The organism is Porphyromonas miyakawae, assembly GCF_045865415.1.
Classification (GTDB): domain Bacteria; phylum Bacteroidota; class Bacteroidia; order Bacteroidales; family Porphyromonadaceae; genus Porphyromonas; species Porphyromonas miyakawae.
The window spans coordinates 52,907-79,541 of sequence record NZ_BAAFSF010000004.1; the positions used below are offsets into that span (position 1 = coordinate 52,907).

The 26,635-nt window shown below is 45.5% G+C and carries 20 protein-coding genes; 13 read left to right on the plus strand and 7 right to left on the minus strand.

All coding sequences use genetic code 11. The features are described from left to right. The first annotated feature begins 98 nt into the window (after positions 1–98). From glgP to dxr, 13 genes are all read left to right on the plus strand, one after another. Entirely contained in the window at positions 99–2,687 is a 2,589-nt protein-coding gene (gene glgP / locus ACLWMH_RS05825) for an alpha-glucan family phosphorylase (RefSeq protein ID WP_411915766.1), read from the plus strand. 95 nt (positions 2,688–2,782) lie between these two features. Then, positions 2,783–4,591: a translational GTPase TypA gene (typA, locus tag ACLWMH_RS05830; protein WP_411915767.1), complete on the plus strand. Its 1,809-nt coding sequence runs from the start codon at positions 2,783–2,785 to the stop codon at positions 4,589–4,591. A gap of 114 nt (positions 4,592–4,705) precedes the next feature. Next, complete coding sequence (locus tag ACLWMH_RS05835) at positions 4,706–5,272, plus strand: outer membrane protein (protein ID WP_411915768.1); 567 nt, start codon at positions 4,706–4,708, stop codon at positions 5,270–5,272. A gap of 161 nt (positions 5,273–5,433) precedes the next feature. Next, entirely contained in the window at positions 5,434–5,766 is a 333-nt protein-coding gene (gene yajC / locus ACLWMH_RS05840) for a preprotein translocase subunit YajC (RefSeq protein ID WP_411915769.1), read from the plus strand. Positions 5,767–5,805: 39 nt separating this feature from the next. Next, on the plus strand, positions 5,806–6,825 hold the full coding sequence (locus ACLWMH_RS05845; protein ID WP_411915770.1) for a CdaR family protein: 1,020 nt from the start codon (positions 5,806–5,808) through the stop codon (positions 6,823–6,825). Between the two features lies 1 nt (position 6,826). Continuing rightward, positions 6,827–7,447, plus strand: a complete 621-nt coding sequence (coaE, locus tag ACLWMH_RS05850) for a dephospho-CoA kinase (RefSeq protein WP_411915771.1) — start codon at positions 6,827–6,829, stop codon at positions 7,445–7,447. Positions 7,448–7,686: 239 nt separating this feature from the next. Next, a complete protein-coding gene (gene lysS, locus ACLWMH_RS05855; RefSeq protein ID WP_411915772.1) occupies positions 7,687–9,438 on the plus strand; it encodes a lysine--tRNA ligase in 1,752 nt (583 codons plus the stop codon). A gap of 64 nt (positions 9,439–9,502) precedes the next feature. Further along, positions 9,503–10,507, plus strand: coding sequence for an NAD(P)H-dependent glycerol-3-phosphate dehydrogenase (locus tag ACLWMH_RS05860; RefSeq protein ID WP_411915773.1), 1,005 nt, complete (start codon positions 9,503–9,505; stop codon positions 10,505–10,507). A 24-nt stretch (positions 10,508–10,531) separates the two neighbouring features. Beyond that, complete coding sequence (locus ACLWMH_RS05865) at positions 10,532–11,806, plus strand: glucose-6-phosphate isomerase (RefSeq protein ID WP_411915774.1); 1,275 nt, start codon at positions 10,532–10,534, stop codon at positions 11,804–11,806. 70 nt (positions 11,807–11,876) lie between these two features. After that, positions 11,877–12,473, plus strand: coding sequence for a DUF4290 domain-containing protein (locus tag ACLWMH_RS05870; protein ID WP_411915775.1), 597 nt, complete (start codon positions 11,877–11,879; stop codon positions 12,471–12,473). 14 nt (positions 12,474–12,487) lie between these two features. Next, the gene (gene murA / locus ACLWMH_RS05875; protein WP_411915776.1) at positions 12,488–13,795 is read left to right on the plus strand and encodes a UDP-N-acetylglucosamine 1-carboxyvinyltransferase; all 1,308 of its coding nucleotides are present in this window, start codon (positions 12,488–12,490) and stop codon (positions 13,793–13,795) included. An 11-nt stretch (positions 13,796–13,806) separates the two neighbouring features. Continuing rightward, positions 13,807–14,340, plus strand: coding sequence for a ribosome maturation factor RimM (rimM, locus tag ACLWMH_RS05880; protein ID WP_411915777.1), 534 nt, complete (start codon positions 13,807–13,809; stop codon positions 14,338–14,340). Between the two features lie 9 nt (positions 14,341–14,349). Then, positions 14,350–15,510 carry a 1-deoxy-D-xylulose-5-phosphate reductoisomerase gene (gene dxr, locus ACLWMH_RS05885; protein WP_411915778.1) on the plus strand — a complete coding sequence of 387 codons (1,161 nt, stop codon included), beginning with the start codon at positions 14,350–14,352 and terminating at the stop codon, positions 15,508–15,510. Between the two features lie 107 nt (positions 15,511–15,617). Here dxr and ACLWMH_RS05890 read toward each other — a convergent pair whose 3' ends face one another. From ACLWMH_RS05890 to ACLWMH_RS05920, 7 genes are all read right to left on the minus strand, one after another. After that, entirely contained in the window at positions 15,618–16,286 is a 669-nt protein-coding gene (locus ACLWMH_RS05890) for a porin family protein (protein ID WP_411915779.1), read from the minus strand. Continuing rightward, the gene (locus tag ACLWMH_RS05895) at positions 16,283–17,833 is read right to left on the minus strand and encodes a PBP1 and LysM peptidoglycan-binding domain-containing protein (protein ID WP_411915780.1); all 1,551 of its coding nucleotides are present in this window, start codon (positions 17,831–17,833) and stop codon (positions 16,283–16,285) included. Before ACLWMH_RS05895 ends, ACLWMH_RS05890 begins: the two co-directional genes overlap by 4 nt. 19 nt (positions 17,834–17,852) lie before the next feature. Beyond that, positions 17,853–18,674, minus strand: coding sequence for a 3-methyl-2-oxobutanoate hydroxymethyltransferase (gene panB / locus ACLWMH_RS05900; protein WP_411915781.1), 822 nt, complete (start codon positions 18,672–18,674; stop codon positions 17,853–17,855). A gap of 134 nt (positions 18,675–18,808) precedes the next feature. Beyond that, the gene (gene guaA / locus ACLWMH_RS05905) at positions 18,809–20,329 is read right to left on the minus strand and encodes a glutamine-hydrolyzing GMP synthase (protein WP_411915782.1); all 1,521 of its coding nucleotides are present in this window, start codon (positions 20,327–20,329) and stop codon (positions 18,809–18,811) included. 268 nt (positions 20,330–20,597) lie between these two features. Further along, the gene (locus ACLWMH_RS05910) at positions 20,598–22,604 is read right to left on the minus strand and encodes a DUF5689 domain-containing protein (protein ID WP_411915783.1); all 2,007 of its coding nucleotides are present in this window, start codon (positions 22,602–22,604) and stop codon (positions 20,598–20,600) included. Positions 22,605–22,630: 26 nt separating this feature from the next. Next, positions 22,631–23,446, minus strand: a complete 816-nt coding sequence (locus ACLWMH_RS05915; RefSeq protein WP_411915784.1) for a DUF5689 domain-containing protein — start codon at positions 23,444–23,446, stop codon at positions 22,631–22,633. A gap of 14 nt (positions 23,447–23,460) precedes the next feature. Beyond that, on the minus strand, positions 23,461–26,262 hold the full coding sequence (locus ACLWMH_RS05920) for a carboxypeptidase regulatory-like domain-containing protein (protein WP_411915785.1): 2,802 nt from the start codon (positions 26,260–26,262) through the stop codon (positions 23,461–23,463). Positions 26,263–26,635 lie beyond the last annotated feature (373 nt).

Sequence of the window (26,635 nt, forward strand, 5' to 3'; positions counted from 1 at the left end):
AAGCATACCCCTGTAACAAAGCGGCAACCTCATTTTTCTCTTTCTTTACTAACTTTGTGAGAAGAGAAAGGAACAATATATATACACCCAAGACCGCAATGATCGCAAGAAAAGAAAGCAATACACCTACTTGGTATCATGTTACCACGTATAGCGATTTACCTGAGGAGCTCCGTAAGTTGGAGCACATAGCCTACAATTTACGCTTTGAATGGCAACCGAATGTTAGCAGCCTCTTTGAGCGCATTGATGCTGACTTATGGGATGATGTGGCACACAATCCCGTTCTCTTTCTAAGAAAGCTTTCTCGCGAACGCATTGATGCCGTAATGGAGGATAAAATACTGATTGATCGTATTGAGCAAGCACATGAGTCTCTTATGGACTACTTGAATGAGCCTGTCGATACCTCTCGTCCCTCCGTAGCTTACTTCAGCATGGAATACGGACTCTCCAACATACTACACATTTACTCAGGCGGATTAGGGGTATTAGCAGGCGATTACCTAAAAGAGGCTTCCGATAGCAATGTACCGATGGTAGCCGTGGGGTTACTTTACAGGCAGGGATATTTTTCTCAAACAATAGATGAGAATGGCCGACAGATAGCCTCTAACCAAAAAGAGAATTTCTACAACTTACCCCTTGTTAAGGTGTCGGCTGAAGGCGGTGAGCCGCTTGTTATTCCTGTGCTTATGGGACAAAACACCGTATATGCACACGTATGGAAAGTAGCTGTAGGGAGAATCTCTCTCTATCTGCTGGATACGGACATAGACCTCAACGGGGAATGGGACCGAAGTATTACAGCGCAACTTTATGGGGGAGACTGGGAAAATCGCCTACGCCAGGAGATACTGCTTGGCATTGGAGGGATCAAGCTACTGCGTGCCCTCCACATAGAGAGCGATGTGTACCACATGAACGAGGGACACGCAGCCTTCATCAACATAGAGCGATTGGCACACATGGTAGAGGGAGGGCTTTCCTTTGATCAAGCCCTTGAGATTGTCAGGTCCTCATCCTTGTATACGGTGCATACACCGGTACCTGCAGGACACGACTACTTCGATGAAGAACTCCTCAGTCGCTATATGCACGACTATGCACGACGCATGGGGATTGAGTGGACTGATTTTTTAGATTTAGGCAAAGAGACTTCGGGCGAAGCAGGTAAGTTCTCTATGAGCCACTTAGCACTCAACACTTGCATAGGGGCAAATGGAGTAAGCCGCCTGCACGGCGAGGTAAGCAGGGAAATGTTTGCTCCTATGTGGAAAGGCTTTTTCCCTGAAGAGCTACATGTGGGACACGTTACGAATGGGGTACACCTTCCCACCTGGGCTACGGAGGAGTGGTATCAATTCTTTGAAGAGCATTTGGGTAAAGACTTCTTGAAGCACCAAAGCGAAGAGACCTGTTGGGGAAAGCTTGAGACTGTGCCCAATGATGAAATATGGACTCTTCGCATGCAACTAAAGCAACGCCTGTACGACTACATAGAGAATAACCCGACTGCCACACAACTATTTAATGGGACCGATCCCTCCTTTTCGATGAAGGCTCTGGACCAGTTCAGTCCTAATGCTATGTACATCGGCTTTGCACGTCGTTTCGCTACATACAAACGAGCGCACTTACTCTTTACAGATTTAGAGCGATTGGCCTCAATTATGAACAATCCACTCAGGCCGGTACACTTCATTTTTGCAGGTAAAGCCCACCCTGCTGATGGAGCCGGACAGGGACTGATACAGCACATAGTGGAAATCAGTAAAAGACCCGAATTTCTGGGGAAAATCATCTTCCTCCAAGATTATGACCTCACTCTTGCCAAAATACTTATACCCGGAGTGGACGTGTGGCTCAATACACCGGTTCGCCCTATGGAAGCCAGTGGCACGAGTGGTATGAAGGCACAAATGAATGGGTGTCTGAATGCCTCTATATTAGATGGTTGGTGGGCTGAAGGATACCGAAAGGGCGGAGGATGGGCTATTAACGAGCATCCCTACTTCAGCTCTCTCGAATATGGTCCGGAAGTGCGTGATAAATTGGATGCTGCAGTACTCTATGAGCTTCTTGAAAAGGAGATCGTACCGATGTACTACATGCGCAACGAGAAAGGGTGTCCCACCGAATGGGTAAACAGCATTAAGTACTCCATGAGGACGATCAGCCCCCACTTTACCATGAGACGAATGATCGATGAATACTACGCCAAGTATTACGAGCCACTCGCCCACCGCACAAAGGAATTAGTCAAAGACAATTTGGCACTGACTAATACATTGGTGCAGTGGAAGCACCATGTAAGCGACACCTGGTCCACAATTGAGTGCTTAAATCTGGATATAGCAGGACTCGGACAAGGCAACGACGGACGACCTACCGGCAAAAACATATTCTCCAAAGTAGTGCTGAATTGCGGTGCATTCAATGCAGATCTGATTACCGAGTTAGTCGTTTCTGAGATTTCCCCTCTTACCGGAAAGCTCAGCCTCGTAAAGGTGTACCCCTTCAGGGAAGTTGCTCGTGAAGGCAACATTCGCACCTACGAACTTGAATTGACGCCACGCAATCCGGGTCGCTTCTCCATAGCTATTCGCATATCGCCTTGGCATCCCGCACTCCCTAATAGACAAGACTTTGCCTATGTGCATTGGCTCTCCATTGATAAGAAATAGGAGAATCAATGCGCTATAACGAACAATTATGGCAGAGAGAAACATACAGCAGTCGGTTGCTTTTTGTAACTTTGCCGTGATTTATTAAGCAAACTATGCAATCTATACGCAATATAGCGATCATCGCACACGTCGACCATGGTAAGACAACACTCGTAGACAAGCTCCTATTGGCAGGGAATCTTTTCCGCGAAGATAAGGTTGAAGAGGTAACTACATTCCTTGATAACAATGCCCTCGAGCGTGAGCGCGGCATCACCATCGTATCTAAAAATGTCAGCATCCTATACAAAGGGATAAAAATAAATATTATCGATACCCCGGGACATGCCGACTTCGGTGGAGAGGTGGAGCGTGTGCTCAATATGGCAGATGGCTGTCTACTTTTGGTGGATGCCTTTGAGGGTCCTATGCCCCAGACACGATTTGTGCTGCAGAAGGCACTTATGCTCGGCTTGAAACCTATCGTTGTGGTTAATAAGGTAGACAAGCAGAATGCACGCCCATTGGAGGTGCAGGATATGGTTTTTGATCTTATGGCCGGGCTGAACGCAACTGATGACCAGCTTGATTTTGTAACTCTTTTTGGTAGTGCCAAAGAGGGTTGGATGAGTAATGATCCTGCCATTCGCACCGATAGTATTCAACCGCTCTTAGAGGCTATTATTGATCAGATACCGGCTCCGGAAGTGTTAGAAGGGCCGGCTCAAATGCTTATCACCTCGTTAGACTACTCCTCCTATGTAGGCCGTATAGCAGTCGGCCGAGTACACAGAGGCACCCTGCACGAAGGGGACAACATCGTTATTCTCAAAAGAGACGGTACCGTTGCAACCCAAGAGCGTATTAAGGAGTTGGATAGCTTCGAAGGTCTCGGCAGAATGCGTAAAGAATCTGTTTCCTCCGGAGATATTTGTGCACTTATTGGTCTCTCCGGCTTTGAGATAGGCGATACCATAGCAGATGCAGCTCATCCCGAAGCACTCACTACCATCAAAGTAGATGAGCCTACGATGAGTATGTTCTTTACCATCAACAATTCTCCATTTTTTGGACAGGATGGGAAATACGTTACAAGTCGACATATTCATGAGCGATTAATGCTCGAGTTGGACAAAAACTTGGCCCTTCGCGTAGAGAAAGATCCCACTTCTGACGGGTGGACCGTATTTGGACGCGGGGTATTGCACTTGGGGGTATTGATTGAGACGATGCGTCGGGAGGGATATGAGCTACAAATAGGTCAACCCGAAGTGATCGTAAAGGAAATTGATGGGGTTAAGTGCGAACCTATCGAAGAGCTCACTATCAACCTACCCAATGAGACCGCCAGCAAGATAATCGACATGGTAACGCGCCGACGTGGAGAGATGGTATCCATGGAGTCAAAAGAGGACCGCACTTTCTTGGTATTCTCTATCCCATCAAGAGGTATTATTGGGCTGAACAATGCCATCTTGACTGCGTCACAGGGAGAAGCTGTAATGGCTCACCGATTCGTAGAATATGCGCCTTGGCGCGGTGATATAGAGCGTCGTACCAATGGCAGCATCATTGCCTCCGAATCCGGCCGTGTCTTTGCTTATGCACTCAACAATTTACGCTCCAGAGGTCGCTTCTTTGTAGCCCCGGGTGAAGAGGTATATGCAGGGCAGGTAGTAGGTGAGCACAGCAAGGATAACGATATAGTAGTCAATGTGTGCAAGAGCAAGAAATTGACCAATATGCGTGCTGCCGGAAGTGATGAAAAGATCGTACTTTCCCCACCTGTTGTATTCAGTTTGGAGGATGCTCTTGAGTACATCAAGCAGGATGAATATGTAGAGGTGACTCCACATAGTATGCGAATGCGCAAAATCATCTTAGACGAATTGGAACGCAAACGCACGCTTAGAAATGCCTGATAAGAGACCTACCTAAGCCACCATTTCAAGGTTTTAGTTACCTTTGTAAAAGAAATAATAAGAAACAGAGAAAAATAGAACTATAGCAATTAATTTAGAAAACGAACAATTACAATGAAAAAAGTTCTTTTATTCATTATCACTGCCGCAACACTGAGTTTCTGCGGCATTCGTCAAGCAAACGCCCAGGAAATATTCCACAAGGGCAATCAGACAGCAAGCCTATTGGTTGGTTTAGGTGTATACAACGATGGTATACCCCCTATCTTGCTTTCCTATGAATACTGTGTTGCCGACAATCTGATTAATGGGAATAATGGTAGTATCGGTGTAGGTGCCGAAGGTGGATATTTCGCTCTCAAGTACGGCAATAAAACTGTACATTCATGGATTCATAGCGGACTTGTAGGTGGTCGTGCTTCATTCCACTATCAATTTGTTAATAAGTTGGATACTTATGCAGGGCTCTTCCTTGGAGCTATCTTAACCGGTGGTAGTACAACTTCTATTGATTTGGGGGATCAAAATATTAAGAAGAACAAAAGTTCTGATGTGAGTGCTGCATTTGGTTGGGGCATACACGTTGGTGCTCGTTACTATTTCACTCCTAACTTTGCAGTCAATGCAGAGCTTGGTTACGGATTCTCCATCGCTAACCTTGGTGTCACATTCCGCTTCTAAGCGATAGGAAAGACTGAATAAGTAAATCTAACCTCGCCATATAAGACCTAGAGAATATGTTGGTCTATATGGTGAGGTTTTTTATTTACTATATTTGTAGTGTTGTGGGAAATTAATTCTCATAACGGCAAAAACGCAAGAGTAAACGCAAGAGTATAGGTATGTATAATTTATTTCTACTACAAGCAGCAGGGGCTGCTAAACCCGCAGGAGCGATGAGTGGTTCGTGGAGTATGATCATTATGATGCTCGTCATTATTGTGATCTTCTATTTCTTCATGATAAGACCCCAAAACAAGAAACAGAAAGAACTACAAAAGAAACGCAATGCCATGACAAACGGCGACAAGGTGGTCACAGCCGGTGGTATCCATGGCACTATCCGCGAAGTAGGTGATACTTACTTCTCTGTTGAGGTAGCTAAAGACGTAAGAATTAAAATCGAGAAAACAAGTGTGTATACCGCTGAAGACGGAGCTAATACGGCTAAATAAGTAACCGCTACACATTTGTAAATAAATGAGAAGCGTATTATGTCCTATCCATCAAGCCATATAAGCAACCATCACCCTTCCTCATCAAATAAGGGTGTCAAAAAGGGAAAGAGGCGACCCGCTTCTCGCAATATTATCCTATTCATCTTCTGTTTGCTGATATCTGCCCTCATGTGGTTGGTAATCAGCTTACAGAAGAATTACCAGACCGTTATTACCATACCCTTTGATTATTCCCAGTGGGATGAACGCTATGTAACGGAAGCCGACCTACCGCGAGAGATCAGCGTGGAGATTGAGGACAAAGGATTGGTACTACTCTCAAGGCAACTTTTTAGCCATCCTCGTCCCATACCGCTCACTCTGAGCAAAAAACAGATCAAACGCGGCACTTTTACCGTAACCACAACCGAGCTGAAGCGACTCGTACAAGAGCAACTCTCCTCATCTACACGAATACGCGACATCTCGCCCCAGTCCATTAACTTGGCACTCAACAAACGGCATGAAAAAGAGGTTCTCATCAGTCCGCGTATTACGGTACAACCGGCCAACGGATTCCGTTTAGTATCTATCAGTACTGAACCGGCCTCAATATCTATTTTTGGAAGCCGGAAAACTGTTGATGCCGTAAAAGCCGTTTACACCGACACGCTTACTCTCAACAATCTCAGTAAGAATAAGAAGTTGCATATCAATTTAATGCCTATTGATGGGATTACGCTTAGTGAGAATGAGGTGGCTGTTGAGGTGCATATAGAGGAGCTTACCGAGCAAACTTTTGAATTACCCATAACATTGCTCAACGTACCGGAAAATGTTCACCTAAGGGCACTTCCCGGAAGGGCACAACTCACCATCACACTCCCGCTCTCATCCTTTGGAAAGATAAGTGAAGAGGAGTTTGAGCTCGCTGTTGATTGGAATGATATAAACCCGAGCGATAGCTCGTCCCTACTTCCTATACAGGTAATTAAAAAGGCGGAAGAGGTAGATCGCTATCACCTTACCCCCGAAAAAATTCAATACATCATAGAAGAGAAAAAAGAGAGCAAATAGTATGGGAAATATGCCTTTTACCCTGGGTATTACAGGGGGTATTGGAAGTGGCAAGAGCCTTATTTCCCAATTATTAAGACTGCTCTACGGGATACCTGTCTATGATTGTGACACTGCGGCCAAATCTCTTTACGACACGGATGCTGAGTTACGAGCAGATCTAATAGGGCTATTGGGGAAGGCGCTCTACGCCACTCCACAAGGTACGCTAAACCGCCCTCTATTGGCAGACATTATTTTTAATAATAAAGAAAAATTGACCTCGGTGGAGTCCCTCGTTCATCCAAGGGTACTAAAGGACTTTATCAAATGGCGTGCAGAGAGTGCTGCTCAGGTCGTGGCTGTGGAGAGTGCTATTCTACTTAAAAGCGTTGTGGCCGACAGCTGCGATACCGTGCTTTTCGTTGAAGCCGACAAAGCAGAACGACTGCTTCTCACTAAGCAACGCGATCATGCCACAGATCAGCAAGTTGCAGGTCGTATGGCCCAACAGCAGGACCAGCTACACTACACGAGTACGAAGGTACCGGTTATACCTATCTTTAATGGTATGAATAAACCGATTCTCCCTCAGTTGGAGCTGCTTATACCCTATCTCACCGGAAAGGGCTTACTGAAGTAGCTGCATATTGACAAGGACCAACATCACTCCTCACTTCCTTTTCTTCTACCGATAGTCTTTTCCACCGGCAATTTTTTTCTTTTAAAATAGGCCGATAAACGAAAATCTTCAAGAGGTCTCAAGCCTCTTAAATATGCCATACAGAGCGAAATTATTAGTGGTAAAGGCTCCCTTAATTATCCGTTTATGTATTGAAAAGCGTATATTTGCAATAATATATATTTATCGGACTGTAAGGAATGGACAAATATCTTAGACTAACCCTAAGTGATCAAGAAATAGCTCGTAGAGAGAGCCTTGAAGAGCTTAAAGCTGCGGGCATAAACCCCTATCCTGCAGAGGCATATCCCGTGGATGCCTATGCAAAGGAGATTATTACTAACTTCAAAGAGGAAGCTCCTCGTCGCACGGTTCATATCGCCGGACGTATTATGTCACGACGTATAATGGGGAAAGCCTCATTTATGGAGTTGGCAGACAGTACCGGTAAAATTCAAATATACCTAACACGCGACGATCTCTGCCCGGGAGAGGATAAGTCCTTATACAATACTATTTTTAAGAAGTGCTTGGATATTGGTGACTTCGTAGGTATTGAAGGTTTTGTCTTCCGCACCCAAACCGGAGAAATATCTGTTCATGCACAGCAGATGACTTTTTTAGCCAAAGCCCTTAGGCCGCTACCTATAGTCAAAAGCAACAAAGAGGGACAAGAATTTGATGCTTTCAATGATCCGGAGCAACGCTATCGCAGGCGCTATGTAGACTTGATTGTGAATGATCAAGTAAAGGACATTTTTATTAAGCGTAGCCGCATCATCAGTACGATGCGTCATATCTTTGACGAGGCCGGCTATATGGAGGTCGAGACACCTATTTTGCAACCCATTCCCGGTGGAGCCTCTGCACGTCCTTTTGTAACGCACCACAATGCTCTTGATATACCCCTCTATTTACGTATTGCCGATGAGCTATACCTAAAGCGGCTTATCGTAGGAGGCTTTGAAGGAGTTTATGAGTTTGGGAAGAACTTCCGTAACGAAGGGATGGACCGCACGCACAATCCCGAGTTTACTTGCGTTGAGTTGTACGTAGCTTACAAGGACTACATTTGGATGATGGAGTTTGTTGAAAACCTCCTCTCTGAAGTATGTAACAAGGCAATGGGCACTACTGAGCTAACCATAGGAGGCAACTCAATTAGCTTTGCACCACCCTATCGTCGTGTTACCATGACAGATGCCATCAAAGAATATACAGGCATTGATATTACCGGCATGGACGAGGCGGCACTACGCAGAGCTTGCCGTGATTTGGGCATTGAGGAGGATGAAACAATGGGCAAGGGTAAGCTAATCGATGCTATTTTTGGAGAGAAGTGCGAAAAGAACTTTATCCAGCCTACCTTCATAACCGACTATCCGGTAGAAATGTCGCCTCTTACTAAGGCACACCGCAGTAAGCCGGGGCTAACGGAGCGCTTTGAGTTAATGGTGAATGGTAAAGAGGTGGCAAATGCCTATAGTGAACTTAATGACCCGATCGATCAACGCAATCGATTTGAAGAGCAACTGCGATTGAGCGAGAAGGGGGACGACGAAGCTATGTTCATCGATCAAGACTTCCTTCGAGCTCTTGAGTATGGTATGCCTACAACCTCAGGAGTAGGTATAGGTATCGACCGCTTGGTAATGATGCTAACCGGTCAGGAAAGCATTCAGGAAGTGATACTCTTCCCGCAAATGAAGCCGGAACCGCACATTGCTATAGACAAACCCGAGCGCTATACAGCTTGTGGAATACCGGCTGAATTAGTACCGCTTCTTCAGAAGGCCGGATATAGTACTGTAGCTGCTATCGATTGGGATAATCCTCAAAAGGTTTTGCAGCGAATTGTAGAGATAAACAAGAAATACAAGCTTGAACTGGCCATGCCGTCAATAGACGAGGTGAGTAAATGGCATTATCTAGTCAATAGACGAGGTGAGTAAATGGCATTCTCTAACTGAATAGATAACTAGTTTTCTATTATAATATTTACAAGGTTTGGTAGCAATGCAGGATATAGGAACGATAGGAATACTAGGAGGAGGGAGCTGGGCAACCGCATTGGCAAAAATCGTCCTCACTAACCGGCAGGAGATCAACTGGTATATGAGGAGGAGCGAGCAGGTGGAGGAGTTTAAGAGGATGGGGCACAACCCTAACTATTTGCCATCTGCCGAGTTTGACACGAATTGTATCCATTTCTTCACAGATCCGGAAGTGAACAACTTTTTCCGTAGCTGCGACACAATCATATTAGTAACTCCCTCACCCTATTTCAAGGGTGTGATGAAGCGTGTGCGCAAGTCATCTATTCGCGGAAAGTTTATTGTAAATGCTATCAAAGGACTTGTGCCGGACGAACATATACTTATCTCTGAGTATCTGGAGAGAGAGTTCGATGTGCCTAAGGACTTAATCTCTGTCGTTGGTGGCCCTTGCCACGCTGAAGAGGTAGCACGCGGCAGACGTTCGTACCTTACGGTAGCAGCTACCGACTTGATGATGGCAGAGGCTTTTGCGCAGGTTATGCGCAACGACTTTGTTTCTTGTGTGACGACAAAAGATGTAATTGGCGTTCAGTATTCGTCTGTACTGAAAAACATCTATGCTATTGCTTCGGGTATAGCTATGGGGCTGATGTTTGGCGACAACTTCCAGTCCGTACTGATGTCTAATGCCATTGCTGAGATGAATAACTTTCTCAATGCCACACACCTCGAATACAGAGATATTACCGACTCTGTATATTTAGGCGACTTGCTCGTAACAGCTTACTCACAGCATAGTAGAAATCGCACCTTCGGCAATATGATTGGGCGCGGTTACTCAGTACGCTCTGCACAAATGGAGATGGAGATGGTTGCTGAGGGATACTATGCCACTAAAAGCATGCACGAGATAAATCGCAAGTATCGCCTCAACATGCCTATCATGGAAACCATCTATAGCATCCTATACGATAGGGATGATCCACGAGAGGCCATGCTGGAGCTATCTAAAACGTTTAAATAGAGATAACCAAAACCAAACGTATAGATGCAACCATCACTTATCACCTTTTCCACTCATTCAAAAGAGAGTCATTCATTACACAATGAGGCTCTCAATGCGCTCCAAACCCTTCTTGACGGCTCAGGAAAAGGGAATGACTTCTTAGGCTGGAGAGACTTACCGATAACTACCGAAGACCTTTTGCTTGAGGACATTATTCGCACAGCCGAAGCCCTAAAAAAGCAATGTAACCGCATCGTATGCGTAGGCATTGGCGGCAGCTACTTGGGTGCTCGTGCAGCTATTGAGGCTCTATCCAATCCTTTTGACCAAAAGGTAGAAATCATATTCGCAGGTAATCATATGGAGCAGGAGTACCTACTCCATCTAATGCAATACCTGAAGGGAAGTAACTGGGGTATTATCCATACCTCAAAGAGTGGCACAACTACCGAGCCGGCTATTGCCTTTCGCTTACTGCGCAAACAGTTAGAAGAAGAAATAGGCAAAGAGGCTGCCGTTGAACGCATCGTAGTAATTACCGATAAACAGAAAGGGGCATTACATACATTGGCCAATAAAGAGGGATGGAAGCAGTTCGTTATCCCCGATGATGTAGGAGGCAGATTTTCCGTACTAACGCCCGTAGGGTTACTTCCTATGGCTCTTGCAGGCATCGACATACGGCAAATGATGCAAGGAGCACGTATAGAAAGAGAAGCACTCCTGAACGATCATAGCGAAACCAATCCGGCACTTTGCTACGCAGCTGCAAGGAACTCCCTTTATAGAGGTGGGAAAAAATGTGAAATATTAGCCTCTTTCACGCCTCGACTACATTATTTTTCTGAGTGGTGGAAACAGCTTTTTGCAGAGAGCGAAGGTAAAGAGCACAAGGCTCTCTTTACGGCATCTGTCGACTTCACGACAGACTTGCACTCTTTGGGACAATGGATACAAGACGGAGAGAGAATTATTTTTGAAACGTTTCTTCATATTAGCGAATCAAGGGAGTCACTGCCTATACCTTCAGATACGGATAATTTAGACGGACTTAATTACCTTGTGGGAAAGAGTCTACACCAAGTTAATCTAATAGCTGAAGAGGCTACCATGAAAGCACATCAGATGGGTGGAGTACCCTGTATAAAGCTATCCATCGAACAGTTAGATGCTTATCACCTGGGAGCCCTCTTCTTCTTCTTTGAAGTGTCTGTAGCCATCAGTGGATATATGCTTGGCATTAATCCCTTCAACCAACCGGGAGTAGAGGCCTATAAGCAAGAAATGTTTCGACTACTAAAAAAAGAGATTCATTGAACAGACAAAAGCACCATTTCATTAAGATAGTAAGGAGGCTATTTTAAGTTAGACTACAAGAAACAATTTTATGGAAGACCCTACAATAAACAAATATAATAGTAAGCAGGAGCGTCTTATCCTTCCTGCCTACGGACGTAATATTCAATCTATGGTGGAGCACTGCAAGACGATCAAAGATAAGTCGGAGCGTCAGTGGTGTGCGGAAACCATCATCCAAGTCATGGGCAATATCTACCCCGATTATCGAGATAAAGAGAAGAACTCTCCCATCCTATGGAATCATCTCGCTATAATGGCAAATTTTGAGCTGGATATTGACTACCCTGTGGAGATTTATAAAACGCAAGGGATGCGCTCCAAACCCGATATCGTGGAGTATCCTGATCAAGATATGACTTACCGTCACTACGGAAGAATCATTCAACAACTTATTGGCGTAGTCAAAGATATGCCGGACAGCAGCGAAAAAGAGGAATTGGTACTCCATATTGCTAACCGGATGAAAAGCAATTACATTACTTGGAACAAAAGCTACGTAAGTGACCGACAGATATTTAAGGATCTATTTGAGCTTTCTGAAGGAAAGATAAAGCTTGATCCGGATCAATATAAGTTGGATAACGGAAATAGCGACAATAATACCAAGAAGGGTAAAAAGAAATAATAAATTTTATTCTCATGGCATCTTTTATTATTGAAGGCGGGCACTCGCTAAACGGCACGATACGCCCACAAGGCGCCAAAAACGAAGCCTTACAGATCATCTCTGCTACCTTACTCACACGTGAAGCTGTTATGGTACACAATGTGCCTGACATATTGGACGTAAAGAACTTGATCAAGTTGGTCGGTCACTTAGGCGTCAAGGTAACTCAATTGGATCAGGAGAGCTATTGCTTTCAAGCAGAAGAGCTTAATGAGGACTTTATCCGTAGTGATGCCTTCTTAAAAGAGAGCCGTGCACTGAGAGGTTCCGTTCTACTTGTCGGCCCTCTGGTCGGACGCCTCGGCTTCGCAGTTTTCCCCAAACCGGGAGGAGATAAAATAGGGAGACGACGCTTAGACACACACCTCATCGGACTCATGGCTTTAGGTGCACAATGTGAATACAACACAGACACTCAATGCTACGAGATTGATGGACGCAAAAGAAGCGGTGCCTATATGCAGTTGGATGAAGCCAGTGTAACCGGTACTGCCAACATTATTATGGCTGCCGTACTTACTCCGGGCAAGACCACTATCTATAATGCAGCCTGCGAACCATATATACAGCAATTATGTCGCTTACTTGTAGATATGGGCGCTTGTATAGATGGTATTGGCTCAAACCTACTCCGCATCGAAGGAGTGGACGCTTTACACGGTGCCACACATACCATGCAGAGTGACATGATTGAAGTGGGAAGCTTTATAGGCATGGCGGCTATGACCTGCTCTGATCTCACCATTGCTCCACTTAATCTGCGTGAATTGGGTATTATTCCCTCTTCCTTTGCACGTCTCGGCATAGAAATGGAGCAAAAAGAGGACAGCATACGCATCCTTCCCAACGAGCACTATGAAATAGATACTTTTATGGATGGCTCTATTCTCACAGTGGCGGATGCCCCTTGGCCCGGGCTTACTCCCGACTTATTAAGCGTGCTGCTTGTAGTTGCCACGCAAGCCAAAGGAAGTGTACTCATTCATCAGAAGATGTTTGAGAGCCGTCTCTTCTTCGTTGATAAACTGATTGAGATGGGGGCACAGATTATCCTTTGTGACCCACACCGAGCTACTGTGATAGGATTGGACAAGCGAGTTCCTCTAAGAGCGACCTCAGCCGTCTCTCCCGATATACGTGCAGGTATTGCCTTACTCATTGCTGCTATGAGCGCAGAGGGCACCAGCCGCATCGACAACATTGATCAAATTGACCGCGGCTACCAACATATTGAACACCGGTTGAATTCCTTAGGGGCTAAGATAAGCCGCTGCGAATAACTACTTCATCAATGGACAACCCTCATCAGCTAATTCCCATTGGACACATTGGGCGGCCTCATGGCATTAAAGGGGAATTAAACACCTACAGTACGGTAGAAAAGGAGTATCTCTTCGAGTTATCTCAAGGGGAGGCTCCTCTTTTCCTATTTCTTTCCATTGATGGCTTAGCGGTGCCTTTTAGAGTAGAGTATCTTCGCGATAAGGACAAAGAGAGCTTTATTGCTAAGTTTACACGTATCAATAACAAGTCTGAAGCAGAGTCTCTCACCAATGCAACGATTAGTATAGAGGAATCTCTACTCAGTGAAGAGGCTTCTTTCTCTATGCTTTTCTTTATTGGCTTTACTGTTACAGATGAGCGAGAGCATATAGTAGGAGTTGTTACCGGGGTAGATGACACAACCTCCAATATACTCTTTACTATTCGCAACGAAGAGGGTAAGGAATACCTCATTCCTGTTGCAGATGAGCTAATTACCTATGTAGATGCTGCATCAAAGAAAATAGGCATCACTATTCCGGAGGGGTTGATTGACCTATAAGAGAGGAAGATGAAAAAGTTAACTATTTTAGGTGCCACAGGTTCTATTGGCACACAGGCTTTGGACATAGTTAGAGAGAGTACAGAGGGGACATTCTCTTTAGTTGCACTTACAGCCTGCCATAATGTAGCGTCTTTGATCTCTCTATCGCTTGAGTTTCGCCCATTAGTAGCCGTTATTGCTGATGAATCCCTCTACTCAGTACTAAAGGATGGGTTAGCCGGCTCCGGCATTCGCACTGCGGCAGGTAGGGAGGCTCTAATTGAAGCGGCAGGAATGGAGGAGGCTGATATAGTTTTATCTACTTTGGTGGGCTCTGCCGGCATATTACCTACCCTAAAAGCAATAGAAAAAGGCAAAACCATTGCCTTAGCCAATAAGGAGGTGCTTGTAGCCGCAGGGGTGTCTGTCATGGAAGCTGCGCGTAAATACAATGCACGCATCGTGCCGGTTGACTCGGAGCACTCTGCAATCTATCAGTGTCTGGTAGGGGAACCAACTCCTCCCGCTAAACTATTGCTTACGGCTTCCGGAGGGCCTTTTAGAGCTCACTCTGAGGAACAACTCCAATCTGTTACTCCGCAGCAGGCTCTGGTACATCCGCGGTGGAAGATGGGTCCAAAAGTAACGATTGACTCTTCCACTCTCGCCAATAAGGGATTTGAGGTAATTGAAGCGCATCATCTTTTTGCCATCCCCCCCTCTAAAATACAAGTGGTAATACATCCCGAAAGTATCGTACACTCAATGGTTGAGTTTCGAGATGGACAGGTAAAAGCCTTATTGTCACCTCCAGATATGCGTTACCCAATCAGCTATGCGCTATATGATGGTATTCGCCCTACCCTCTCCTTGCCCACACTGGATTGGATCAATCTATCTCTACACTTTGAATCTCCCGATCTAAACCGATTTCCTATGCTCCGTATGGCTTTGGAGGCTCTTCGGGTTGGGGGTAATACTCCGGCCATATTCAATGCAGCTGATGCGGTTGCTGTACAAGCTTTTGCTAATGGGGAGATTCCCTTCCTCGGCATAGCTAATGTGACGGCAAGAGTAATGGAGCTGGTTCCGGGGGTTTCTTCCACGGATATAGACACCATCTTAGCAACGGACCTCAGTGTAACGGAAGTAGCTCAGTCTGTTATTAGGAACTTGTATCACGCGTAAATCGCTTGCGTCACAGCGCTCTATAGCAATTCGCCCTGTAGTGAAACTCCTTGTAGGAGTGCAAAAGTAGCACTATGGAGAGACCACGGCTCACAATAGCCTTTCAATCAAAAGACACGAAACAGATAGCTTAAGGTAAGCTCTGCAACGAACTCTGCACTACGTGCATACATATCATCCAGCCTGGCAGAAAACAGATTATTGAAGCTGTAGTAGGCACGGGCATCTAACTCAATTCGATGCTTACCGAATGAATAGGAGAAGTAAGGTCCTGCAGCTACTCCCCATGCAAATCGTCCTTTGATAGGGAGCGCATGACGCTGTATATCCTCTTCAGGGAAGCTCTCTCCACTGCTCACCTGCTGCACTGCAAAGATTGCTCCTATAGAAGGACCGGCTTTAATCCCCATACGAAAACCTCCGATTGGATAGTATAAGGCCATCATTAAGGGTATATTAATGCAGTGCAGATAACAGCTGTAGGACAAAGGGTCTTCAGCTTCCGGATAGGTCTCGGTCCACCCACGTAAAGCGTACATAACGGAAAGCTCTGTCGCTGCATAAGGTCCATTCTCAAGCTGTGCCGTTATACCGGCTAACCCACCAACATGTACCCCTTGATTGATCGAGGGACGTATATCTAAAAAGGAAACAGATGCTCCAGCACGTCCCCCCACATGAATAGCCGGATGATAGAAGGAGGGTGTATCCATCTTCTGCGCCTGCATAGAGCAACAGAAAAAGAGGGCTACAACCAAGAGGTATATCTTTTTCATTGAGCACTCATTTTACGGCGCACTATTCCGCCATTAGCATCATACGTAACGAAAAAGACATTTACACTGCTATAGGCACTTTGGTCGCCAATGGCTTTGAAGTTAAAATCGTTCTGCAAACCATCGGTAGGCAACTGAGCCAAGGAACCGGGGAAGGCGGCTCCATAGGTAGCCATTGCCCGAATAAAGAAGCGTGCAACATCGTAGCCAAGCACCGAATACTTTGGGAAGTGATGATCCAGATTCTTTCCAAACCAAGCTATATAACTCTTCCTGAAGCGTTCACTTTCTTTATCCAAGTCATTATCGTAAAAGAAAGTAGTGTAGATCGTACCCTTATACCCCCCAAGACGCCTGAGTAAGTTTTTTTGATAAGATTGCCACTCAGGATATCCGAAAAGCCTGATTTTCTTAGACGTTGAGCCTTGTGCATCCAATAAATCAAGCATCTTACTGAGTGTTGCCTGCTTGCCGTCATTAGGTACCAATATAGCTCCGGCAGCAGACAGTCGGCTAATTCTATCCGGTGTTAGCTCCGAAAGTTTTATACTCTCGTACTTCATATTCGTTGCAGCCAGTGCTTTTTGCAAAGCGGCTACTACAGGCGCATGATTTGCACCGGGTACAGTCACAAAGACCGGTTTATACTTACCTTTAATAAAGTGAGCAAAGTTCCTTTCTAGAGCAGGATACAACTCTTCTTGAGGGGTATTAAGGCGGAAATAATTTCTTGCATAGGCGCTTTTCTGAAGCGGTGCGGCAATAAAGGGAGATACATAAGTAATACCCTTTTTCCCTGTATAATCGGCAAGCATATTCACCTCTGCTTCACTCTGCCCGCCTATCAAAAGATCAGCTTTCTCTAAGGAAGCAGATTGAGACATTAAGCTGTGCAAGTCTGCGGTAGAGGGTGTCTGGTACACATACACATCCATTGAGATACCATTCTTTCTAAGCTCCTCTACTCCCATTAGGAATCCCTCGTAAAAGCGCACATACCGATCGGGTCCACTTCCGTTTACAGGTAGTAAAAGCGCCACACGTACCGTATTCAAGCCATTAGCACCTATCACCACAACCTTATCGGAAACAGCTTCTATAGAGGTGCCATCCGGCATTGCTACGCGCAGTACCATACCAGGGCGCAACTGATCAGGATCTATATCTGGATTATACTGTCGCAGAATAGCAGGTGATATATTAAACTTACGCGCCACCGCATAGAAAGTATCCCCTGCTACTACTGTATAGGTGCCTAAATGGGTCGGAGGTACATTCTCTATCGTATTGGGCAGCTTAGCATTTAGCTGTGGGATAAGGAGCGTTTGTCCCTCTCTAATCCCCATTTCGCTACCCGGGTTATGGCGATAGATATCCTGCTCTTTCAGGCCATTACGCTTTGCTATACTGTATACAGTCTCGCCTTTCTGCACGGTATATTCCTTTAAAATAGGCTTTTGAGCTATCACCGCTAACGTAAAGGAGGATAAAAGGGCTATTAGTAATAAACGAAATCCCTTTCGGTATGCCTGATTAGAGCAAAACATAATAGCAAATAAGACTTAATTAATACTGTTCTTTTTCGTTGGGAAAGTCTCTCTCTTTTACATCCTCTATATAATGCCCCAGAGACTCTTTTATCACTCCACCTAATTGTGCATACTGACGTAGAAAGCGCGGATGGAATGATTCATTAAGACCCAACATATCGTGCAAAACCAGCACTTGTCCATCGACTCCGCCACCGGCGCCAATGCCTATTACCGGTATAGTCAACTCTTTGGCGATTGATTCGGCTAAAGCAGCTGGTATCTTCTCGAGCACAAGGGCGAAACAGCCCAATTCCTCAAGCAAATGGGCATCGCTTCTTAGTTTAGCCGCTTCCTCTTCATCTCGAGCACGCACTGCGTAGGACCCAAACTTATTGATGGACTGAGGGGTTAACCCTAAGTGCCCCATAATAGGGATTCCGGCACATAGAATACGCTCTACAGACTCTTTTATTTCCGCTCCACCCTCTATTTTCACAGCATCGGCATGGGTGATTTTCATCACTTTGATAGCACTTTCCAATGCCTGCTTCGAATTTCCCTGATAGGAACCAAAGGGAAGATCTACCACTACCAAGGCACGCTTTACCGCCTTCATTACACTCTTTCCATGATAGATCATTTGGTCCAATGTAATCGGCAGTGTAGTCGTATTTCCTGCCATTACATTTGAAGCAGAGTCCCCCACTAAGATCACATCCATTCCTGCCGCATCAACTAAACCTGCCATAGTGTAGTCATACGCAGTCAGCATAGCTATCTTTTCGCCACGCTCTTTCATTTCCACAAGACGGCGCGTGGTTACCTTGCGAGCGTCTTCCGGTTGATAAGTCGACATAGTATCTTTATTCCTTTTTATTACAGCTTACTTACTCTTTCTATACTTACGTGCGGAAGAGAGCCTTGGCGGACACTACTCTCCCGAATATGCATGAGACCTAATGAAAAAAAGTCTTTTTATACAGGAATATCTTATTCCCATTCTATCGTAGCCGGTGGCTTAGAGGAGATATCATACACTACTCGATTGATACCGGGTACTTTATTGATAATGGCATTAGACACCTCTGCCAGAAACTCATAAGGCAGATGGACCCAATCAGCACTCATGGCATCGACGCTCTCCACAGCTCGAAGGGCTACCGTGTGTCCATAACTGCGTTCATCGCCCATTACCCCAACGCTACGTATCGGAAGCAGTATAGCACCTGCCTGCCACACTTGATTGTATAAGCCGTGTGCTCTAAGGGCATCCGTATAGATTGCGTCAGCTTCTTGTAAAAGTGCCACGCGCTCAGGAGTTATTTCTCCCAAAATGCGTATGGCCAACCCGGGACCGGGGAAGGGGTGACGATCAATCAGATGGGCAGGCATATCCAAAGCCCGACCGATACGCCGCACTTCATCCTTAAAGAGCGCTCTCAAAGGCTCTACAAGGCGCAAATTCATTCGCTCGGGCAAGCCGCCTACATTATGATGACTCTTAATCACCTTACCCGTAATATTGACCGATTCAATTACATCGGGATAAATGGTACCCTGTCCAAGCCATTTGACTCCCTCTATTTTATGGGCTTCCTTTTCAAACGTTTCTATAAAGAGTCGGCCTATGATCTTTCGTTTCTGCTCCGGATCGGTCACCCCCTGTAGTGCCTCAAAAAATGTTTTAGATGCATCTACATGAACTATATTGAGACCTAAGGAATGATAATCGCGAAGGACCTGCTGCGCCTCATTCTTGCGAAGCAATCCATGATCCACAAATACGCTAGTCAGCCGATCTCCAATTGCACGATGCAGGAGTACCGCTGCTACAGAGCTGTCTACTCCCCCACTCAGTGCCATGAGAACCTTATCATTCCCCAACTGTCTGCGAAGGCTTTCAACCGTTTCCTGGATATAGGCATCTGCTCGCCATGAGCGCGCTATGCCGGTTATGTCAATGAAGTTGGAGAGAAGTGTATTACCCTCTTCCGTATGATGCAACTCAGGATGGAATTGTACTCCCCATACAGGCTGATCAGCCATTCTAAAGGCGGCATACTTCACATCCTCCGTAGAGGCTATCAATTCAAAGCCTTTCGGCAAGTCTGTGATGGTATCACCATGTGACATCCACACCTCACTCTCCTGTGTCATACCTTTCAGCAAGGGATCTTCTGTACGAATAAGGTGTAGTTTGGCACGTCCATACTCACGGGTAGGCGCAGACTGCACTTGGCCCCCCAAAGAAGAGGCCATCAATTGTGCTCCATAGCAGATACCCAATATCGGATAACGCCCAATGATTGAAGAAAAATCTATATGATAGGCACCCGCCTCATTCACCGAGAGAGGACTACCGGAAAGAATAATCCCTTTAGTACCCTCTAAATGCTCGGGTAATCGATTGTACGGAACTATTTCACAGTATGTCTCCATATCGCGCAAACGACGTCCTATGAGGTGGGTCGTCTGGCTACCAAAGTCCAAAATAAGTATTTTCTCTTGCATGCTTTTTCCTTAAGGAAATACCTCTGTATTTTCTACTTGCAAAGATAGTACATTCTCTTCGCTCAGCCTGCTATATAGGTGCGCCAAAATACACTCCTTGCCCTCCAATAAGAAACAGCTATAGGCTTTACTTCACACCGCTATACTTTTTCGGTACGCTACGAATGCTACCGCTTCAAACCTTACCGGAAAATCCGACCTCCAAGCCACATAAAAGAGAGGCAGCACTCGTAAGCGCTGCCTCTCTTAAGCAAGGATGTGCGATTTGCTACTTGCGAGGGTTAGTAAATTGGATATCGTCCAAAGTACGATACCAAAGGTTATTAAATCTGCTGTTGGACACAAATACACCTGTAATAGAGCCATTTCCACCCGGAGCAGACTGGCTTACCCAAGGAGCGAATTTGCTGGTTTCAGCAGAAATACCGCAAGCACCCGCAGCTGTACTCTTCTCTAACTTAGCGTGGTTCGTACCGGTTTCGGAGAAAGGATTATACTTATCGCCTTCCTTCCAACCACTAAACTGCACATCACGGATAGTGACCAGACGATTATTCATCTCGGCACGCTTAGCCAAAAGTTCCTCAGGCGTACTGAAGACTACAGGCTCAAGGAAATACTCTTCACCGGTAGAAACAATGTCATTAACAGAGAGGTTAAATTGCAATGTTCCTTGATACTCAGTGATTGCTTTACCCTTGAGATTAATGGTCAGAATGGTATTCATGGGTATAGCGTCACTCGTATTCTTTTTAGCGTCTGAGAAGCGAACCATCATACCGGCCTTACTATCCCCAAAATACATATTGCTAAAGGCATTCATATTGTCTTTACCACTGAGTCGTACCACACGAATAGTAATATCCTCCGCAATAGTACCGGTGCCAGGGTACTTGCTCAGCAACGCAGCAAGCCCTCCGTCCAAAGCTTCCTGAACTTTGTTTCCTGCAGCCTGCTCTATAGCGAAATCAATACGCTTAGTGCCATCACTTAGGGTCATCACGGAGGTACGCGCCTCACCTTGGTTGGCATCTACAGTGAGGGTAACTCCCTCCATCTTCTTGTTACCTCCGGTAGCGGAAAGATGTGCCCAATTACCTTGTACCTCTAAAGTCCAAGCAGCAGGCGCATACACGGTAAACTGATACGATCCCCCACTCTTGGGTACTACATAAGTATTATTGGCCGGGGCCGGAGAAATGGAGAGAGGTCTATCCCCACCGGAAAGGCGAGGCTGATTAAGTACTATATTCTCTTCCAGTGTAGGACGGAAGTTATAGAATGTCTGACCTGACTGCGAAATATTAATGGTAGCAACCCCTATCATATAGCCACTACCTTGAGGCACGTTCTTATCCTTCCAAACGCAATTTTTGTAGATTTCGAGTGTCATCTTATTACCAAAGGCATCCTCAATATCGTGACGCTTGGTCGAATAGCTACCATCATAGTACTTGACCCCTTCATATTTTGTAAATTGAACCCCTTCAAGACGCACATATTGATTGACACATTCGCCATTTTGAATATTCTCAATCGTCACGACACGAGGCTCAATACCCTTATCCGGAGTCAAGGATAAGTTAGCTCCGTTTACTTCAATCTGTATAGTGCCACTATAGTTTTTGACATTTGCGCCCTTTAGGTTGCCGACCACTTCCGTACCAAAGGGAATGGGCGAGCCGGTGTCGCGTGTTAAAGTCATTACAACCGCATTGCCCTCTGCATCCTGTATATGATGATAGCCGGCAAAGGGGAACTGCTTAGCCTCAAAGTGAGTAGTAACGATAGCCTTTATCCATAAATCGCGATCAATTGTTTTGGCGTGATCTCTGTCCGTACCGGCAGCTATCTCAGTAAGTACACTCAGCGGTTCATAGGTAAGCTCCTTGCCCTCACTGCTCTTTTGCATTACCGTAAAGGTTTCCACCTGCGTAGAGGCCTTAAGCACAAACTGCCCTACGCGTGCAGCGCCACTATTGGGGAGAACAGAAATGGTGATCTTATACTCACCCCCTTCCTTCTCCTCGCCTTGAGAAGGGGTTATGGTAAACCAATCCTCTTTACCCGCATTGGTAATAGTCCAACGACGATTAACCTTTAGGGTAAACTCTTGTGTACCCCCCTCCTTCTCAAACTTATACGTATTGTCTTCAGGGCGGGGAGATATTTCTATTTTTGCTTTCTCATGCTTGGGCTCCGGCTTACAGGCGGTGAAGCCAACTAAAAGAGCCAAAGAAGCGAGAAGTAAGTTACTTAATCTAAACTGTTTCATTTCTGTTTATGATGTAATTAAGTGAGTTAAAAACGGGGATTATTTAGTTGTACATCGCGAGTATCGTCAATGATAACGAGCTGCGGCGTTGCACGGAAATAGGTTAGAATACCAATGATATCTCCGGATCCCTCCGGCAGCTTATGCCCTGCAAAGATGGCAAAACTACTAGTACGTACTATCAATTGGTTACCGTTACGATCCAGCAAAGTATGATTGACGGCCGTAACACTATTCTTTTGCTCTGGATTAGCATAAGTTTGGTTAAGCTCAGATTCAAGGAACTGTACATCCTTTATCTTCACCAGCATACCGCTGTACTTAAGGGCAAGTTTATCCAGTGTTAGGTCAATGGGATTTATTCCCACATAGCGACCGGCAAGCAGCACCTTGGGTACAATTAACTCGGGTACAAAAGAGGTTTCATAAGCGGGATCATTGCTCTGATATCCTATACTGATCACATCGCCATACTTACCAATAGCCAATCCCTGACAACGAAGCGCTACCTCCTGTCCCTGCTTATAGAAAAGTGTCATGTTGACCATTCCCATCTTAAGCTCTATACCACCGGTTGCATCCTGAATAAATATAGAGCGATAGAAATTGCCTTTTGTATCCTCCGAGGCAACGACCCCTCTGATAACTACCTCACCGGGGATCAAGTTGCCGCCCTTGCCCTCCTGGTAGAAGGAGCGCACTTGAGCAATTGTATGGGTAGCAGCAGGCAGAGGAACTTCTTCCTTTTCCTTAGGCTCGTCAAACTTATTGTACTGGCACGCTGCAAAGACCAAAGGCAGAGCCAATATGATTAATTGAAATAACTTCTTAATTCTTTCCATAATGACAAAGCGGATTAGAATACCAAGGCAACATTGAGATAATAGTTAGTTCCGTACATGTAGAAGTAACGAGGGTCAAAGGGACGCATCATCTTGCCCTCCTTATCGTAACGAATACGGAGTTGCTCATAGCCACCGGTACGTAAGTTTGTATTGTTGAGGATATTGGTTACAGAGAGATTGAGTCGCAAGTAGGTACCACTCTTAATACGATAGGACCATCCCACATTGGCATCCAAAGTAAAGCCCCCTTTGAACTGCTCTTGCTCTACAAATTCATCTGCAAGACCATCGTAGGCCTTATCGGTGCGCCTCATTGGGTTTGCATCAAGGTAGTTTCTACCAAAGTAATTGGCATCTACGCCCAACCATACATAGAAAGGTGTCTGATACTGCAAGCTCAGGTTGGCAGCTATCTGAGGAGTGCCCGACACATGGAAGCGGCTCCAATAGACACTTTCCTGCTCTAATACCTCATTACTATTGTCCACCGTCTGAATATAGTCAGGATTATTGGTATATATATAGTTACCGTAAGAGAATACTCCGGTAGCCGTTAGGGCAGGCGTTATTTTCACTTCTGCACCAACCTCTACTCCCATATGACGACGATCGATATGAGTCAGCACATAGTTAGAGAAAGCTCGGTAACCATCATCATAGAAGCTCATATTACGCATACCATCCATAAACTGCGTGCAGTAGAATGTAATACGTCCCTTAATGAAGGGGTGACGCACTATATAGCTAATATCTCCCGAGACAATTTTTTCATTCGAGGGATTTTCCACATAGCTATTGCGTGTACGGGGAGAAATAAAGAGGGAATTAAAGTAGGGTGCGCGAGACAAAAAGGCTCCATTCGCCTGAATGAAGTTACGCCCGTTGATCTTCCACGTAGCCCCACCTTTTACGCCATAGGAAAGGAAATTGAGCACATCACTCTTTCCGTAAGAATTTTCGGGGAATAGACCGCGACGCTGCTTACCATCTCGGAACATATTTGTCCACTCTCCATCCAACGATAAATAGAAATCGAAGTAGCGCAGAGAAGCGGTGAGTGTAGCCCAAAGTTGTGCATTCTGCATTTGCCCATAATAGTTATGGCTATAGGTATCTCCCTCTCGCACTACTCTATCAGGGTTATTCAGGTCGAGCTGCGACTTATCTGGATCGTTCGGGAAGTCACGCTCTGAGAACTTATCCACATCATACCAAAAGTCCCCTCCGAGCAGGTCCTTCAATACATTGTAGTTATGCGTCCGATTAAAGCGATAGTTAGCCCCGACATCTAATTTGAGGTTTTCGGAGAATACAGCATTGAGCACGGTAGATGCATTCCATTGCTTTTGGTCAATATGCCGATCCTCTACCACATATTCACTTCTGCGTCCCTCTGCGATAAACTCCCCTTTGGCATTATATATACGCTGGTAGTTATTGCGGTTAACCTCATACATTCTATCCCAATTAATGTGTGCCACATTAGGATCCTCTGCCCACAGGTCACGATAATACTGCTCTGTATAGGGATCAGGATTGCTCGTCATATAACTATAGTAGGAGGGCAGATTGCGATAATAATCCGGACGGGGATCCGGTGCGTTATGCCAGTTCAGTGCCGAATAAGCACTGTACCCAAAGCGATAGGTTACTCCGGAGGTAAGCGTATAGCCATCTGCAATATTCCAAGTATGAAGCAATTGGAAGATAGGCTCAAAATTATCTCTTACTCTCGCATTGCGCCACTTGCCGTTTTGTAAGCCTATATTGGGGTTATAGAAATTGTTTCCTGTCAACTCATATACCTCCTGCGTAGCGCCGGATGCCACCCCCCGCTTGGTAGGAGCGGCTAATGTAATGAAAGAGAGCGAATGGCGTGGAGAGAGCTTCTTTTCAATTCCCAGGAAGTATCCATAAGCATCATAAAAGGTACCCTCTACATACCCTTCATCACCCCACCTTTTGGATAAAGATAGGGTAAAAGCCCATCCCGAAGAGAGCATTCCCGATGAGTAAGTAAACATGGTACGATGCGTATAGCTCCTATTAGAAAGCGAATAAGTAAAGCGGCTTCCCGGACTGAATTGAGAGGGCTGCGTAATGATATTGACTGCACCTCCCAAATCCCCAAACGTAAAGGAGGAGGGCAACAAGCCATCCGTACCATCCTGATTGACAACCACATTATTCAGACCATTCCACAAGAAGTAAGCGTTGTATCCATTGGACATGTTGTTCATTTGCATTCCGTTGAGATACTGCTTCTGGTAAGGTGAGTCATACCCTCTTATTCTGAAACGAGAGGGACTAAATTGATAGCCTGCCTTATTATTGTAGGGATCGCGTGAGGCGGTTAAGAACGTAGATATCTTTCCTTCTCCCTCCTCGTTTGCTCCGGCTACTTCCTCTACGACAAAGGCAGATAATTCATTCAGGTAATCAGCTTCACGCGCTGACTTCTCATTCTTGTGAAGTACTACTTCCGGCAGTAAATCTCCTAAAGTGGGCAGTATAACAGTCACTACCTGCGAAACATATCCATCGCAACTATACTGCACTTGATAGCTACCGGCCTCAAGCTTTGGCATTACGTAGTAGCCGTGCGTATCGGACACCGCCAGCACATCATACGTATCATCCGCCAAAGAGATCACAACCCCCTGAAGAGGTGCACGATTAGATGAGGCATACACATAACCTGCATTTACTTTCTCCTGCCCGACTACTATCTGGGTAGAAAGCAAGAGAATCAGAATAAACGGAATTAAGTTCCTACAAAAAAGTCGCATATTAGGCATTGGCAATAGGTTCATCCATATTTCTTATATACCCGGCACGGCAAACATCACAAAAACTTCGTCTACCCACCTGACACAAAGGTAGCATTTTTATATGAAGCATAGAGACTCTTTTTGTGAAGAAACAGGGCACACGCTGCAAAGCCTATCCTACCTATTTATAAGGGGCTCTGATCACGTGGTCCATTCATCTGTATCTTTCAACTAAAACATCTATATCTTTCAACCCAAACATCTATACCTTTTGAGCAAAAGCTCCGAATGTTTTTCCGTGAAAGGGTTCGTATTGCTCTCAGCCCGCCGGTACGTGCCGCTCCGTACTGCGTAGTCAGCGCGCGCCGATTCGCCTGCTTGTGGGGGCTCAACTCATTCGGAAGTAAGAGAAGTT